The following is a 15,862-nucleotide window of genomic DNA, read 5'->3' as shown; positions in this document are numbered from 1 at the left end:
ATACTCCCAGATTCCAGAAGAAAACTGGACTTGATAGCTTGTTAGATGTCTCTGTAGTCAACCACTGAATAATCGTCGCTTCATCGGGCGACAGAACATCAACCGCAGCAATGGGAATTTGTGAATCTAGTGTGGAGAGAAGATTTGAGAGGTTCATTGTTTTTCAATTTGATAAGGAACTGGAGATAATTCGTCGTGTGTGTTTACGACTTTTACGATCACCTCATAGGCTTCGGCATCGCCGTCAAAAACTTCTGCTGTACCGTTGTTCTCTTGGTAGGCAATCGCTGTTACTATTGCATTCAAAAGCACGCACAAACCCTCTGTACTAGCTTTGATGATCACGGGTTGTCTTAGTTTTTGCTGGGCATAAACGTGAACAAATGGGTATTCTTTAGCTAATTCGTTCATGATTGTTTTTGAGGGGGGAACTTGTTGATTCCCCCGTGTTGATTACTGACGTAGGCGTGTTTGACTACTGTTCGTAGTGCGAAGCTGTGGTGCTGATTCTTCTTTGAAAATGCGATCGCCCTCCACAACTCCAAGTGCTTCTTCAAATGGTTGTGTAGCTCCAAGACAACTTAGCCCCTCGAACCCCTTTGCTTCCACTCGAACTTCACCTGTAGCATTGTCGAAATGAATCAGTATTGAACGTTCCATATTTATCTCCTCACGTACTGTTGAACTTCCTGATGTCCGGCAAAAGTTAGGCGTAGGGTTTGCACAGTGCCGTTGGTTGATTCAGCGATCGCACATTCCCCAAACTGCTCTTGTAACTCGGCAGCCTTCGCCAAAACCATCCGCCGTCCGTAAGCAGGCATTAGCTGACAGGCGTAGAACATTCCTCCTAACCGGCTAATTACTTCGTACTCATCCTGGATCATTTCGTATTCCGACCCATTCCACTTAAATCCCATATCTGCACGGGCTTTTATGGTGCGACCAGACACAATGATTTCAGCGCTTTTTCCTTGAGAATCACCGTAGTATCCTTTTAGTGGCTGTGCTGTTTCGTGAACTTGCGGATTCAGTTTCAAATCTTGTAAAGCTTGTACCAGACATTTACGGTTAACAAGCTTGGTTTTAACGGTTGAGAAGTGTGACATTTTTAGCTCCAAGGCTTTCAAATTGGTTTGAAAAATAGTAGGAGTGAGATATCCTTTTTGAGGTGAACACCTCAGAGGTGAACACCACATTTCCAATTCATTAGTTAGTCTTGAGCGAATGCACCCGCCCAAGACTGTTTTTTACCTGAACTTGAACGACATCACCGTAGCTTTCGACAAGCCCACGTCGTCAGTCGCAAGTGATTGTAGATTGCGTTGTTCATCTAGCAACTTGGTGCGGATCTCTTGCATTTTTTGCTGTAATTGACTGCGCGTATCTGAACCAAGATTCTTCGACTCGATCGCTGGATCGTTAACGATAGAGTCCAAGTGCGCCATCATCGCCTCCAAGCTACTGCCAGCCTCCGGTGAAGCGTTTGCTAGTAGCACTTGAACCTTCATCAGATGACGCTCCATTTTCCTTTTAAACTGTATGGGTTTCCTCCCTGGTTCCCAATCAGCCAACTCTTCAAGCAACTGTGCGGCGAGTTGTTCACCGCCAGCTAGAGCAGATTCCCGTAGCCTTTGCTCCAGATTTTGGTCATACTGCTGAATGAACTTGGTAATCTGGTCTAGACATTCGGCTTGCTGCTGGTTCAGTTGTTCGGACAATGCCGGGATAATCACCGGGCGACCAATAACGACTTGCAAATAGTCTTCAAGATCGGTCAGAGTCGGAAATGCTCTTAACAAGTTGGCTTTAACTGATTCTTGCTTATCCTGTGCTAATTCCCAAGTGTTAAGTGAGAGGAACTGATCAATGCGCTCTTGATAATCTTCGAGTCCTGATTCATAATCAACTTTTAGCTGATTACGCAGTCCAGGGGCGATATTATCTCTGATGTTGATTAATTGATTCCAAACAAGTGGAGCTAAATCAATTGGACAAACCCAATCACCAGTATCAGCAGACATCCACTCTTGAACTGAAGCAATCTCTTGCCTCAATTGGGCAGCAGCCTCATCAAGCTTTTTAAATACCTTAATACCTCGCAAACCGACTTCGGAATTTGTAACTTTCACAAGGTCTGATTCAATTTCAGAAACTTCAGCTTTTAGTACATCAGCCCATTTGGGAGCGGCAGACTTTGTACTTTTCTTTAACTGGATACGGAAGCGAATACGGGTTTTATTTAACTGTGAGAAATTGTGGCGCTCGACTACTGCATCAGTCAGGAAATTTGCAGCAATAGGGTTGTCAATTGCTTGTACCATGATTATTGACCTCAATCATTATTTTTCACTTTCGATTAAGCGAAGCTTTCTTTGTGATGATTTCTCAAGAGAGCGAATGTCTGTAGTAGCTCTATAGATTACTTTTGTAGAGCTTTTTTGCAGGCGAATATGTCTTTTAATGACTGGTGGTTTATGTATGGACATGGTTTAAAATAGTTGAAGTTGCTGCGAATTATCCTGTACCACAGGCTTTTCATAAACCATACCTTCGACTTCATAACAGCGAGTCATGAGTTTATTTCGGTTTAGCCGAAAGCTGACTTTTTTTCTTTGATTTGGCAGAGGTAGAAATAGATACTGTGGATGTTGGATAGTACCTTCATCACCCAAGTATCGGGAAAGCGTACCGTTGATTTGGTAAACTTTTGAGGAGCTTAAAAGCGTTGAGTCGTAGACTTTAATCAAATTTAATTCCATCTTATTAGCAGTGAAGTGTGCCATAATTTGTTGTGGAATCGATTTTTCTCTACAGTTAGATTTAATCAGTCTGACTGTAGAGTTTTTCACGCATAATCTGATTCTTATTTCGTCAGGCAGCAACTTCTTGTGGCTTCGGTTTAGACAATCTAGAACCGCTTCCAGAGGTACGTTTAGTTGTTGAAATCGGTTGGTTAATTTGACCGAATGGAGTCTGGATATTGAGGTCAGCTTTCAACTCGGATTGCAGTAATACAAGCTGAGTTAAATAGTAATCAACTTCTTCTAGAATCTCAGCTTCTACTTCTGACGGTGAGAGCGGCGTAATCTGATCTGATTCCAGATATTTAATTTCTTCTCTCATCCGAGAAACCATGACTAGATAGCGGTAGCCATGACCGCAATTTTCGGCTAGCAAACTATCATGTGGTAATACTTCAATACCAATAATTTTGCCTTGTTGAGTACGTTGCCCAACATTAAACTTTGGAATTCCGTAGCCACGTGGAAGTGTGATTGTTGGTTGCATATTCGTTGCCTTTGCATTAATTATTGATTGAGAGTGCCATTCGATTACAGATAGAAATGCTCAAAAATCTGATTGAGTTTTTCCTTTGATTCATCAGGCAGAGCATTAAAATCAAACTCTTCAGAGTCCCAAACTTCATCTAGACTTGTAGACTCATCAACGATATTTGCAATCAAACAAGATTCGTCGTCGTACTTCCAGCCATTTGCTAAAAGCCACGGTAAAAAACCTTCAGATTGCAATAGTTTCTCGATGTCGAACAAGTCAGAAAACTGTTGTAAGTTTTCGAGGCTAGGTGGAACGATTGTTGTAGTCATTTGTTGCTATTGGTAGTAGTGAGTACACAGCAAAAAGAGGGGGGGGGAAAGGTTAAATGGATTCATGAATTAAACCGTCTGTAGAATAGTAAGGTTTTACCTTTACCCCTTCCACTTTCCCCTTCTTCATTAGCTGTAAACAAGACTTGAGAACTTATAAAATATGCTTCCCTAATTGAAGATAAATAGGAAAGCATAAAGGCGAATGCAATTGCTACAATCACCTCAAGAAGTATTTAGTTATTAAGAAGGCATATCCTCCCAGTAACCAACTTCATCGTCATAATTTGCTTGCATAGACTGCAATTTGTTGACGAAGTTAGCAAATTCTTCGTTAGTTAGGGACTGCCTTCCTTTTTTCCCATAGTTGTCCATGAGAAACTGTTTGCCCTTTTCCTCTTTCCAACCTAAAGCTTCAATTAATCGTTGCGACTCCATCATCAATTGATTGCGATCAAGTGCATGAGACGTATGCTTTGGTAAGTTATTGTTAGGCAATCCTTTTTTCCACCAATCGCAGATGGAATTATGCACAAGGGCAATTTCTTGAGCTATTGGTTTCTTGCCAATACAATAACTTTCCCAGTTGAGCGCAGTTGGTTTTTCGTATCCGCTACATACACAGGCATTGGAAGTTTGCCCTCCTTTCTCACGTTTCTCTGTTTTCAATGTGGGACAAAATACCCACATTGAATGCCAAAGTAAATTCTTTGGTTGGTGATGTTTGCCTTGAAAACTTGCATAAGCTTGTTCGCAGGTTTCACGGAATGCCATTAGTTGTTGATCAAACGAAACTTGAAACACTCCCCAAGCAGTTATTTGTACTGGTGCGATATGAAGAGGTTGATTTTGGGCATCGACGAAAATCACCATATACCGCCTACCGAATTTGTAGGCGTTCTTGTCCAAACCATCACTGCTACGCCAAACTCCAATCACCTTTCTATCGTTTCCATATAGCAGAGGCGATCGCCCAATCACAAGTATTCGTGGTTGTCTATAAAGAGCGCCAGGAATGCCTATCTTTTCATCGTTTTCGTCCAACTTATTAGTAAGAACTTTATACTCTTTCCCACCTTCTAGTTCTTTATTTTCGTACCATCCTGCTAATTGTTGATTTTCGTAAGCAATCCAAATGCCTGCGGGTGAAGGAATGCTTTTGGCTGCTGGGGTCTTTTCGTATAGCTTGTGTTCAGCAGAATCAAAGTCAAAAGCTGTCATAATAGCTGCTTGCCTTTCTTTAATATTAGTTTTCGCAAAAAATAAGCGAAGCTCTAATTCTGAGTGGCGAATGGCACTGATTTTAAAATAGTGGTGGAAGAGAATTCTCTTCCACCATTTCACTTACGCCGCTACTAACTCCTGACGAACTTGCGGCACTTCAATCGGAGTCGTCCCTCTACGCAGTGCTTCTACAGCCTCTTTCACGCTCCAATGCTGCACTCCATCGCCACAGCGCCAGTAGTATGTCTTGGGGTCGTTTTCCCAGACTTCCTCAGCGTTTCTGACCTTGAAGAGTATGCCCAAAAACTCACCATCTAGATATACATTGTGAGCCGTCTGGAGGTCAGTGCGCCCTACATAAGTCAGTCGGTAGCCGTCCACTGGTTCGCACAAGTCTTCTGCACGAGTCCCGCGATACCCACAGTTACCGCACCCATGACCACCACAGTCTGGACAGATGGCAGCAGGCATATTCCACTTCGGCAGTGTAAAATCCCATTCAGCCGGTGGGGTTAATATTCGAGCCTTGTGAGAGATATAACAACCAGCGTGACCGATTACTTTATCAGAATGGTATTGGACGCTTGACGATAGCCAGTCACAATCACCTAACAAGCCAATTTTCTCAGAAACTTGTTTTAATTCCTTTTCTTCCTTGTGATTGCGCTCTACTGGAGCAGAAAGACTCGCTTTTACCTCTGCAACAGCGCGTTTGAAAGATTTTTTGTGGTATCGAGCATAACCGTGGGTCATTTTTACCCACACAATATCATCCGAGTTTATCCAGATAGTCACTACATCTTCGGGCTTGCACTCTTTTGAGTAGTCCGACTGATTGACGATAGTTGCAATGATTTGGCGATCGCGCGTGGTTAACGGATCTTTTGTTGGCGCAGGGGCTAAACTTTGTGTCATCATTATAAATTGCCTCTTATTTAATAAGTGAGGGCATAAGGGCGATCGCTAGTTTTCCAGACGGAGCGATCGTCCTATTTTTATTGGTCAGTTTGTTGTGCTTTCAGCACAACACTCTCAATCTAGAATTGGCGAAGCCTCATTTTTCTTGCTGCTAACCAGTACTTAGAGCTACTAAGCAAAAGACATAGTGCGTCACGCGACCGACGGCTTCAATAGTATTATTTGCCAGCCACTACACTCAGGCGATTGCTTCTGCTTTTAATAAAAGGCTTGCTCAAAATGGCTGTGTGTCCGTTGATTGCTTCTCCAGGCTTCTTTACCCACTCAATAGAGCTTGTGCTATACCCCGGTGATCATGTCTCTAGACTATGTTTCGACTTGGAATGTTAGCTTGGCTTGGCTTGGCTTGGCTTGGCTTGGCTTGGCTTGTGAACCCTTTCGCGTCCTGGGTGCTGGCGGTTCGCTTTCCTTACCCTTATGCTTATCAATATAAAAGCGATACTGTGTTTTGTCAATGTCTAACTGTGATTTATCACTATTTAACTGTTTTAAATCAATACATGGCTTTGATAATTATGTGATATGCTGGCGGAAGAAGTAAAGTTAAGGTGTTGTTTTTATGAATCAAGCTTTGATCATTTGGAAGTTACGAGAAGTTATGGCTAGGTACAAAATAAAATCAAAAGAGCTAGCGGCCGAATTGGGTGTGCATCCCAACTCAGTGACAAATCTAAGAAAAGCAGAAACTATGCCACGCCTAGATGGTGAAGCACTGGACAATCTCTGTAATGCCCTTAATAAATTGGCAGACACAGAAATCAGCTTGATGGAGTTAGTAACTCACGTACCCAATTCCCGTAATTAAAAGCGATCGCTCCCCGCCAAGAGCGCGATCGCCTTCACTAGCCCTTCTGCGAAGGATAGCCACGTCTAACTTAGAGAATTTTCAAAAGTTAGGCAAGAGTAGCCTTGTAGTGGCATTCGTGAGATTTATCACTAAATAAAGAATTTGAAGCTATCTAAAACCGATATAAATTAGATTTAAACCAACCAAAAAATTATGTATCTGTCAAACTATTAGTTTAAGTATATTTAACTAGACACAACTACAAACGCTGGCGATTAAACAATGTGCTAGCTCCATCATATCGCCATAAAACTAAATACATGTATAATCCAGTACCAGTTTTTCAATTACTCCTCCAAGATAACCCTCATCTGTTCACTACTGAAGGGTTATCCTCCCTGCTTTGGGACTGTGTTCACATAAAAGCCCCTAACTGTCACAAATTCACCTACCCTTCATTACTAAACAAGCAAGTTTACTTGGCGATAGCCGGACTGGAGGGTAGTGCTGAAGATGAGCTAATGATTTACCGGATTATGTCTAATCCTCAAGTTTGGTATAACTTTACCAAAGTGCGACAACAAGGCCAACCCTCTGAAAATATAGGTGAAGAATTTTATTCAAGCTTTGGCATTGAAGTTTATCTTCAGCACAGGATTATAAACAGTATCCGATGCTTACAAAAAAGCTTAAATATTTCAGGAGTTAGACAAACCAATATTGCTGTGCGCGATCGCCTATTTTCATACCCGACATTAGAGGATCAGTTAATCATGCTGGATGAAGATCGCCTCACTCTTCAACAAGCTGTACCAGAAATCATCAAATATTTTGTCAGCCTTGTGCAGATACAGCCTGCATACAGATTGTTTTTAGTTGATCAGGAAGAGCAAAAAACTTCCGTTTCAGTCACAGCAGTTGAAAATGCGGCATCAAGCGCAGCCATAGCAGAGATTTCTACAGAGTCTTTCGACAGGCAGCTAACAGGCGCTAACTGTTGGCACGATAAAAGCGTTGAAAGAGTAGACCCTGACAAAATTCGTCTTACCCTTCATCTCGACTGGAATGAAAACGAGTTCATTTTTTTTGAAGCCCAACGCCCCAACTTGAGCCGATTTCCTTGGACAACCGAAGTTGCTTAATAACGCTCTTCCATCACTTTGCTAAGAGAAAAATCAAGCCTATTTTTTATCTTTAGATGGGGCAAGGGTTTAAGAGTTTATTTGTTAATCAAATAGCTGGAATCAAGGTTTTTGGTGGTGGAAACTCAAACGCTACCAACTAGTCAAACAAACTAATTAATGTTTCAGTCCCCGTGAGGGGATTTGGCTATTGGTTATTCATTATTAGAATTCTTGCTGTTGCGCCTAAATTTATTGTCACTACATATTTACCACTACCGTTTTCCCTTACAAATAGGAGGGAGCTATACCTATGACGAGCGAAGTGATCTATAAATATTGAAAATCAAATATTAGCTATTATTTCTAGACATTGTTTCTGTAAATTTATCAACTCCAATGATTTTGATTCTAAAGTTGTAAATACAACGCTTGGCTGATTAGCTTTTGTTACCATAATAATCATTTGTTGTTCAGCATTTATTTTTTTTAAAATATGGGTAATCAAATCACTTTTGGATTTATTATATTTTTTAATTTCTGTTTTATGTGCTAGAAGCAATGGATATGCAAATATACCTTTTATGAGATTTAACATATTTGCAGGATTATAACTATTTATAATGGAATTAATGCCATACTTATTAAAGCCAAGAGATAAATCTCTTTCTTGTTGATAAATGTCTTTATATATACTAATTTTTGTAGCCTCTATTAAAGCTGTTTTAACATTATTCATATCATCAAGTAAATAATCACAAATTGCTAATCCTAAGTAAGTATAAAAAAGCCGCTCACCCTTTTCAAGACAAGTAGCTTTAGTAAAACCGATCCTAGCATTGTTAATCAGAAGGGACTTTTGTTCATCAGAAGAGCTAGAATTACACGCATGAAAAAGTGTTTTCCAAGCAGCATTAAATTCTACCTGCGTCAAAAGGTCAAGTTTACTTTCAATAGATTCTATTAGCTTTAAAGCTTTAGCTAGCCTTATGGAAATGTCAATAAATCCTTTAGAAGCTCCGAAAAGTACCGTTAATGAAATAGGTTCACTCATATAAATAATTATCTAGTTTGTTGCAATGTTTACTTAATCATCTGGAGGGCGATCACCTCTACTGTTAGTTTTTCCTTACGAATGAGCGATCGCTATCCTCTTAATTCATGTACACGTTGCCATTCCTGTTGTGTAACCTTGTAGTTTGTAGCGTTTGGCTGACGAATCACCATCAAGGTCTTTAGCACAGAGTCAAGCTTGAGGTCTTCGCGTAGCAGTGGCTTGTCTAACAACTTGCTGGTAAAGCGGATTTTGGAGTAGGTTGTATTCATGGCGCGACTAGTGTCAATCCAATAGCCGATATCAGTAGGGTTTTCGATATTCTTAGAGGATTCGATAATTTCGGCGATCGCATAAATCCCTGCTTTATCTCCAGATTTCCAAATCAGTACCCCATCACCAGGAGCAATGTCTTTGGCGTAGCGAGTTGTCAGCCAGGGCATCTGCTCAAAGTCACGGATGCCGTCTATGATGCGGTAATATTTGGGGTTGCCTTGAAACAGCCAGTAGGTCATTGTTTGGTAGTTTTCCTTTAAGAATTTGGTGGGTGGGCGATCGCTTTTGGTACGTGATTCTTATTTATCTTTTAGCTATACCATCGGCAATTAATGCTTCTCTATATAACCAAGCTTCTCTAGCTGTTTTAAAACCATCCATCCACTTTTTGTCTTTCGTATCTTTAATTCGATATCCTACTCCCCAAGTGTCATTTCCAAAGCAATAGTATATTTTATAAAGCATTACGGGTTGAGCAAAATCATTTCCACAATCACCCTCATGTTCTATCAAGGAACCATCTTCTCTAATACCGTAAAATCGGCGCTCTTCTTTGTTGATGCTAACCTCTACAACATCACCTAAATGGTTGGAATGTAAAATAATAATTCCATTTTCTTTGACCGTATGAAAGTTTTTGTTATGCTTAGACATTGCACTTTCCTTGTAATATCAATACCCTTAAGTTTCTGAACAGATGCTAATTTACCCCGATTAACGAGAGCAACCAATATGGTTCCTTATAACTAATTTGAGTTCATTAGTAATGGGTAAACCATCAATTTCCCTACATAGGTTTTGTAATGATTCACCTCTTCTCCTTCTCTCTTCGTAAATTCCCTGGAGTAGTGCTGTCAATCCATATTTGGTTAGTGCATCTGATGCTAAACCTATTATTCCCAGTAATACAATACCGCCCACCATTCCGCCTGGCCCTAACATGGCTAATGCCGCAGTAATTGCAGCAGCACCAGCTAACCCAGTTGATGCCATTGCGATGAGAAGTACAATGGCTGGTAATCCAACTCCTGCTAATTTTGCAACAATTTCATCCATGATTATGATTACTGTTGATTTGATTCTTTAAGTTTGGCTCTTCTAAAAATGCACTCATAGATTCCTTTGCGCGAATACTCCTCTCCAGTCAAGGCTCTACGCGCAAAAACCAATTCCCACCCTTCATCGCCCAATTTATTTATGCCTATATCAAAAACAATATCGTCAAAGCTTTCAATTTTATATTCATATTGCAAATTTTTGGGTTGTCGTTGCCACCACAAATTAAAAACCAGTATCCCTAGTATTCCCCCTAAAAATACAGTATTAATTACTTCTCTAAATTGAACTAAAATGTTGAATATATTAAACTGGTTTGTTTTATCTTTTGAATTGACAGAAGAAATTTGTGCGTTAATAATCGGTGTTGCTAATACCTCATGCTCTTTTAAGTTAATAGTTTGTCGCCAAGCAGGAAACTTACTACCATTTACCTGCCCACGAATATATAAAAATTTGATTCGGGCTAAATTTAACTTAGCTATTGATTTTTGAACATAATCAACAAAAAATGATTGTTCTGGAACTTCCTTAGCTTCAGCCGTTATGGTGAGGCTATCATTTTTGATACTTACCTGAACTGTTATGCCTTTGGGTTCTAGGGCTTTATTCATCAGGCTAACAATTGCTTGAGTATCACCCTGTTTTGCCTGGTCTAAAAGGTTTGTTGCAGTCATACTAAATCATCATTATTTACTGTACACACTAGATTTTCTTGCTTCGGAGTGCGATCGCTAACTTTTCCTCTAAGAATTGGGTGGGGGACGATCGCTTAATCATCATCGTCACCAGGGGCCCATCCATAGTCAGGAAAATTTTCTAAGCCAATCATGTCTAAGCAATCTCTGGTATCAAGACTGATATCCTCAAAATTCTCCTCATCGTCTTCTTCATGATTGAGAAGCTCGTCTAAAGCATCTGCTAAAAAGCGCTTAATTAGCCAAGAGCTAGCTTGAGAAAAATCACGCTTAAATCCTAAATAAATTGCACCAAACACAGCCTCAAACATTTCTGCAAAAAGTCTCTCTTGCTCATTTAAAGGTTTTCCTTTTAGACTTTTTCCTAATAAGCAGAACTCTGGTAAATTTAACTTAATAGCAAATTTTGACAATTGAGCTTTATCTACAAGTGATTGTTTATCCTCAGTCAGTTCACCTTTTGTAGATTCAGGAAATCTTTCATATAAATAGTCAGTAACAATAGTACTAAGAATTGCATCTCCTAAATGAGCTAGCCGTCTGTAAGCTTTCTCTTGTAAATCTTTTGTCTGCCTATCTACATTTGATTCATAGATAAATGATGGGTGTCTTAAAGCTATTTCTAGCGCTTCTGTTGCCTGAAATTCACTTATACCAATTCCTTTAATAAAAGCTTGAATTTGCTGTTGTCGTTGCTGTTTTTGGTTATACAATTGTGTCATAATTTAATAATTAATATGATAATTTTTAGTTAATAAGTAGTAAAAACAAGAGAGTATGTCTACTGCAATTGCTTATGCCCTTAATAAAAGAGCAGCTAAAGAAACTTGTATACTGGTAGGTTTAATTCCTTCAAATACAATTAGGTTGAGTTTGTCTGTATCTTGCACTAACTGAATCACAAAGTTTTCATCATCCAAAATTGCTTTATTCCCATCGGTATACTCTTTTAAAAGTTTTTGTACAGCCTTCATCTCCTTCCAAGTATTTAATTTTTTTAACGTACTCTTAACAGCTGCTCGATCTAAACCTGCTGGAAAGTGATCAAGCATACTCACCCGACGTTGAATTTTAGTAATGCGCTCAGAGGTAACGCTAATGTTTTCTAAGGTTTCTGGCTGTTCTAATTCAGCAACCTGCTGCTGTTTTAAGCCCACCAGTTTGTTATATAAAGATTGAGCGCATGATAGTAAATATTTTGAAGAGAAAACATTTCCCGCTATTGGAGTTTTGAAGGCAGTAGCGATCGCCATACCATAACCATCGTTTTCTCCGGTTTGGTCATTCCAGAACAAAGTCTGCTGTTTCTCTAAAATTGGTTCTCCATTTGGGCCAAAATATTGCACTGTCAACGCCACTAATCCAGTAGCTTCATTTTTTTCACCAGTGCGGCGACCTACAGCAATTGGATTGGCTTGGTAATCTTCACCCAATTCTTTTAGTAACTTGCTTAGTTCTTCACTATGCAGAATCTCATTTTGGGTATAAAGGTCGCGGCTAGTTTCCTGTTTTTTATAGGCATCTTCTTGTAAATTACCCTGCTCTATCTTTCTAGCTTTGACTAAGCTCTGAACAAAGTCGATGTATCCTGGCAGAATTTCATCATCAAATAGGGTATCACCATAAATAGAAGCCCCCAATGTGTTGACACTAGAAATGGTAGGGATGTTGGGGTTAGGTTCAATACTAGCGATGTCTCCATCATTTTGGGCTAAGTCTCCTACAAGTTTTTTATTCAGATTTGATAGGCGAGAAGCTTGCCGTAACAGTTGGCTTTCACTGTTGGCATAATAAACATAAATGTTCTTAGCTTTATGTTGCTTGGGGCGGTCAATCCGTCCAATGCGCTGCTCCAAAATCATAGGATTCCAAGGCAGGTCAATATTAATCAGATAATCAGCATCTTGTAGATTTTGACCCACTGATAAAGTTTCTGACCCAATTAGTACGGCGATTTCTTCCTCTGGCTTTGGGCGTTCTGTAGGATTTTTACAAGTAGCGTCTGGGGCAAACAGTCTAAATATTTCTTGGCGATTTAAAGTAACTGGGCTACGTTTTGGTTGCAATGCCTGACCAGGACTTACTTTTTGAGGTTTGTCTGAATTATTTGTGTAATACAGCTTTGTAGAACCAATCAGCATCCCAATACCTTTAGATGCGATCGCACTGTCACGAGTCATGTAACAGTAGTAATCAATTACGGTGTCACTGAAAGTTGAAATTAGCAGCACTTTATGACCTTGACTTACCAGTTCTGCTACTTTTTGAGTAACTTGCTTACGTTTGTGGTCAACTAGAAATTCATCTATTAACAGGTTTTGAATCTGTTCTAGCTGATGCAAATCACCTTCACAATCAGCCAACATTCGCTCATAAACTTTTTGGGCATTGTTAGGATTATCTCGTAAGTTATCTGTGGCAATATCAATAGACCGCCTTAACTGCTGACGCTTTTGTTGTTGTTCTGCCTCGTTTTCGTCCTCGTCTTCTTCCCCGTCTTCATAATCCTCATCCCAGCCTTCAGGGTTGTAATCATCTAAGAAACTTTCTGGTTTATCCTTCTTGTCTGATTCAAAATTGTAGTGAATTAGCAAAAATTCTTTCAGCCCATCAGCATCAGGAGAAACTGATTCTAGGCGTTGTTGCATCTGCCGAATGCGATCGCCAAAGTTTTTGATAGTCCGATTCAAGGCATACATACTCGATTCAGCCCGTTGTAGAAAGAATCGGCGTTGGTTGCCTAATAGACTTCGCTGTTCGACGCTACCTGTTAAATAACGAATTGGATCAGCAAAGGGAATAAAAAGACTGGTTTCAAATTGAGTGAAAATCTGCTCCAGTGCTTGTTCTGTACTAATTTCAAAATGCACAGGTAGCCATTCTGCTATCCGTTTAGCATACAAATTTAAATCTGGGGTGGCTTCTCGCAGCATTTGGCGGGTGCGCTGAAGAAACAGTTCGCGGTAGGTACGGCGAAATAGTTCAGTATTATCTGTAAAATTTTCTACCCCAATTTCTCGATTTTGAAACCATTGAGCGACTTCTGCGGGGAACTTTAAATCATTGAATCCTTGAGGACGACTGATAAAGGGCGAGAGAATGTTATAAATATCTTCCCGGCGATTGTTCCAAGGTGTAGCAGTCAACAGTAGAAAGTAACGTTGCCGAGCAGACTTGCGATCGCTTTCTTGAATTGATGCACAGGTTTTATGAATGCGGTTTTTATAATTGCGAATGCCTTCGTGGGCTTCATCGATGATAACTAGGTCAGGGCCACCGTAGCGATTGAAGTCTGCAAGAAAATTACTACCTTTGCGGCTCATCAGGTTTTTATTGTAAAGCTCGTAATCGTTAGATTTAAAGCCCAATTCTGCCATTTCTCGCTCCCAGTTGGGGTAGAGTTTCTTAGCAGCAATGATCCCAATCTTAGCTTGACCGTTCTGCTGACGATACAACCACGAGACAGTAGCCGCTAGTCGAGTTTTCCCCAATCCTACAGCATCAGCGCAGACAGCAACACCAAAATCCTGCATGACTCTTAGGCAATGTTGCGCTCCAGATTTTTGATGCTCAAACAAGATACCTTGATTTAACAGTTCATCTAATAAATCACTACGTTCAACCCGGAACTGACGGGGGCGCTGCTGTGCCAACCAATAAAGAAAATCATTTGGTGTGCCGTGATTTCCTGCCAAAATTATTTCTACAGCTTGTTTAAACCCTTCAATTTCACTGAAATCTGGAATTTCTAGGGATTGGCTGACGGCTGGAGGATTTTCGGGTGAGTTGTGATAAGTGCCCTCGGTGGTTGTAACTTTGAATTCGGTTAACTTTGTCGGCGGATGTTCTGGGTCTACCTCAACTTGACCAATAATCCGTTCCGAATCTTGGCTGTCAATGGTGATTTTCACCAATTGATCATCTACAACCTCAATGCTTTCTATTTTGTCTAAATTTTGACCTGTGATTTCAACTTGGGTGGTTTCCCCAGGGGCAAACTCATCAGGATTGATAGATTCAATAACTGGTTCTTTTAACTGGGCACGGCGATCGCGTTCGGCTAGTACCTGCTGTAAAAACTCTTGGGTTAAGTCAAAGGTGATATCATCTCGCTGCCACTCAGCATCAAATTGACCAATACTTTCAAATATGGCTTCTGCATCTAAACGAGAATCCCAAGAATAAAGAAAAGTTACACTCTCAGCATTTTTAGAATGTGCTGCACGGGTGAAATTATCTGAGCCTTCATGCAGAATGTGGTTTTCTAACTGGTCGCTCAGGATGCCAGTTTTTTTGTGATAGATACCCCGTCCTGACTCCATTTTCACAAGTTTAATTTGCAAAAAATTCAGACGAACTAACTCTGCCAAAATTTCTGTACCACTAAAGGCACTATCTTCTAAACCCTTAAGAAATTCAGTCAGGGTACAATGAGCAAATTGGGCGCGGTAGTTAGGGTCTTGTAGTTTCTCCAGTTCTTGGACATCCGCTTGCTTGGTAAAACCCTGCCAGTCCATCAATAGGCGAATTTGACCCTCAGTTTGCACAATTGAAGCAAGAGGTTCTTCATATAGTTTCAGCACACCGCTATCAAAGTAAGCAGTAGAACGGCGATAAATTTGGGTGCGTTCTAGGGCAGAGCCGATGAAGACATTGTATTTATCTAGCTGATCAGGCAAATTGAATCTACGAAGACGACCTTTGATTTCTAAAAAGCTGCCAGCAAGTAAAGATTTTTCTTTGGTTACACTTTCTTTATGAAGGAATTTTTCAATAACATTTAAATTACTAATTCGTAACAGAGAGGTACTAGGTACATTTCCATCTTTGATAGGCATGTACTCAAACACCCTAGCGCTTTTTGGATCAATTCGTAGTATTTTGTAAGTCGCTTGTTTACCACCAATACCTAAAAACTTCACAACTGTTTTTAACAGCTTGTCAGCATCGCGGTGCTTAAAGACGAGCCAGTATTGATTGTCAATGCCTTTGATGGGATTACCTTGGAATAGGTAGTAGGGGCGTTGTTTGCGAATTAGGTCTTGGATAAAGTTCTCAAGCAT

Annotated in this window: 19 protein-coding genes; 3 read left to right on the top strand and 16 right to left on the bottom strand. The window is 40.2% G+C overall.

Going from position 1 to position 15,862, the window contains the following annotated elements; translation table 11 throughout:
- Window positions 1–153: 153 nt before the first annotated feature.
- The 9 genes from A4S05_RS21145 to A4S05_RS21105 all read right to left on the bottom strand — a co-directional run bounded on the left by A4S05_RS21145 (window position 154) and on the right by A4S05_RS21105 (window position 5,747).
- Window positions 154–411, bottom strand: coding sequence for a hypothetical protein (locus A4S05_RS21145; protein ID WP_069071766.1), 258 nt, complete (start codon window positions 409–411; stop codon window positions 154–156).
- A 42-nt stretch (window positions 412–453) separates the two neighbouring features.
- The gene (locus tag A4S05_RS21140; protein WP_069071765.1) at window positions 454–660 is read right to left on the bottom strand and encodes a DUF2997 domain-containing protein; all 207 of its coding nucleotides are present in this window, start codon (window positions 658–660) and stop codon (window positions 454–456) included.
- 2 nt (window positions 661–662) lie between these two features.
- The gene (locus A4S05_RS21135) at window positions 663–1,106 is read right to left on the bottom strand and encodes a DUF1257 domain-containing protein (RefSeq protein WP_069071806.1); all 444 of its coding nucleotides are present in this window, start codon (window positions 1,104–1,106) and stop codon (window positions 663–665) included.
- Between the two features lie 141 nt (window positions 1,107–1,247).
- Window positions 1,248–2,321 (bottom strand): hypothetical protein, encoded by a 1,074-nt coding sequence (locus A4S05_RS21130; RefSeq protein WP_069071764.1) that lies wholly within the window; start codon window positions 2,319–2,321, stop codon window positions 1,248–1,250.
- A gap of 168 nt (window positions 2,322–2,489) precedes the next feature.
- Complete coding sequence (locus A4S05_RS21125; protein WP_370684472.1) at window positions 2,490–2,849, bottom strand: hypothetical protein; 360 nt, start codon at window positions 2,847–2,849, stop codon at window positions 2,490–2,492.
- 22 nt (window positions 2,850–2,871) lie between these two features.
- Window positions 2,872–3,288 carry a hypothetical protein gene (locus A4S05_RS21120; RefSeq protein ID WP_069071763.1) on the bottom strand — a complete coding sequence of 139 codons (417 nt, stop codon included), beginning with the start codon at window positions 3,286–3,288 and terminating at the stop codon, window positions 2,872–2,874.
- A gap of 44 nt (window positions 3,289–3,332) precedes the next feature.
- Complete coding sequence (locus A4S05_RS21115; RefSeq protein WP_069071762.1) at window positions 3,333–3,605, bottom strand: hypothetical protein; 273 nt, start codon at window positions 3,603–3,605, stop codon at window positions 3,333–3,335.
- A gap of 243 nt (window positions 3,606–3,848) precedes the next feature.
- The gene (locus A4S05_RS21110; protein ID WP_069071761.1) at window positions 3,849–4,949 is read right to left on the bottom strand and encodes a DUF5895 domain-containing protein; all 1,101 of its coding nucleotides are present in this window, start codon (window positions 4,947–4,949) and stop codon (window positions 3,849–3,851) included.
- Window positions 4,950–5,747: a hypothetical protein gene (locus A4S05_RS21105; RefSeq protein ID WP_084227180.1), complete on the bottom strand. Its 798-nt coding sequence runs from the start codon at window positions 5,745–5,747 to the stop codon at window positions 4,950–4,952. It lies immediately after the preceding gene.
- 355 nt (window positions 5,748–6,102) lie between these two features.
- On the opposite strand from A4S05_RS21105, the gene A4S05_RS41790 reads away from it, so the two are divergent.
- From A4S05_RS41790 to A4S05_RS21090, 3 genes are all read left to right on the top strand, one after another.
- Window positions 6,103–6,240 (top strand): hypothetical protein, encoded by a 138-nt coding sequence (locus A4S05_RS41790; RefSeq protein ID WP_176727058.1) that lies wholly within the window; start codon window positions 6,103–6,105, stop codon window positions 6,238–6,240.
- 126 nt (window positions 6,241–6,366) lie between these two features.
- A complete protein-coding gene (locus A4S05_RS21095) occupies window positions 6,367–6,612 on the top strand; it encodes a helix-turn-helix domain-containing protein (protein WP_069071758.1) in 246 nt (81 codons plus the stop codon).
- 302 nt (window positions 6,613–6,914) lie between these two features.
- A complete protein-coding gene (locus A4S05_RS21090) occupies window positions 6,915–7,736 on the top strand; it encodes a hypothetical protein (RefSeq protein WP_069071757.1) in 822 nt (273 codons plus the stop codon).
- 325 nt (window positions 7,737–8,061) lie between these two features.
- On the opposite strand, the gene A4S05_RS21085 is transcribed toward A4S05_RS21090, so the two are convergent.
- The 7 genes from A4S05_RS21085 to A4S05_RS21055 form a co-directional block, all read right to left on the bottom strand.
- The gene (locus A4S05_RS21085) at window positions 8,062–8,769 is read right to left on the bottom strand and encodes a hypothetical protein (RefSeq protein WP_069071756.1); all 708 of its coding nucleotides are present in this window, start codon (window positions 8,767–8,769) and stop codon (window positions 8,062–8,064) included.
- A gap of 92 nt (window positions 8,770–8,861) precedes the next feature.
- Complete coding sequence (locus A4S05_RS21080) at window positions 8,862–9,284, bottom strand: EVE domain-containing protein (RefSeq protein ID WP_069071755.1); 423 nt, start codon at window positions 9,282–9,284, stop codon at window positions 8,862–8,864.
- Between the two features lie 64 nt (window positions 9,285–9,348).
- Window positions 9,349–9,699 (bottom strand): hypothetical protein, encoded by a 351-nt coding sequence (locus tag A4S05_RS21075; protein WP_069071754.1) that lies wholly within the window; start codon window positions 9,697–9,699, stop codon window positions 9,349–9,351.
- Window positions 9,700–9,759: 60 nt separating this feature from the next.
- The gene (locus A4S05_RS21070) at window positions 9,760–10,101 is read right to left on the bottom strand and encodes a hypothetical protein (protein ID WP_069071753.1); all 342 of its coding nucleotides are present in this window, start codon (window positions 10,099–10,101) and stop codon (window positions 9,760–9,762) included.
- An 8-nt stretch (window positions 10,102–10,109) separates the two neighbouring features.
- Window positions 10,110–10,778, bottom strand: coding sequence for a hypothetical protein (locus A4S05_RS21065; protein ID WP_069071752.1), 669 nt, complete (start codon window positions 10,776–10,778; stop codon window positions 10,110–10,112).
- A 95-nt stretch (window positions 10,779–10,873) separates the two neighbouring features.
- The gene (locus A4S05_RS21060) at window positions 10,874–11,521 is read right to left on the bottom strand and encodes a ribonuclease III domain-containing protein (protein ID WP_069071751.1); all 648 of its coding nucleotides are present in this window, start codon (window positions 11,519–11,521) and stop codon (window positions 10,874–10,876) included.
- A gap of 72 nt (window positions 11,522–11,593) precedes the next feature.
- On the bottom strand, window positions 11,594–15,862 hold the full coding sequence (locus A4S05_RS21055; protein WP_069071750.1) for a helicase-related protein: 4,269 nt from the start codon (window positions 15,860–15,862) through the stop codon (window positions 11,594–11,596).

The organism is Nostoc sp. KVJ20, assembly GCF_001712795.1.
Lineage (GTDB): Bacteria > Cyanobacteriota > Cyanobacteriia > Cyanobacteriales > Nostocaceae > Nostoc.
This window is presented reverse-complemented; position numbering and strand designations above follow the sequence as displayed.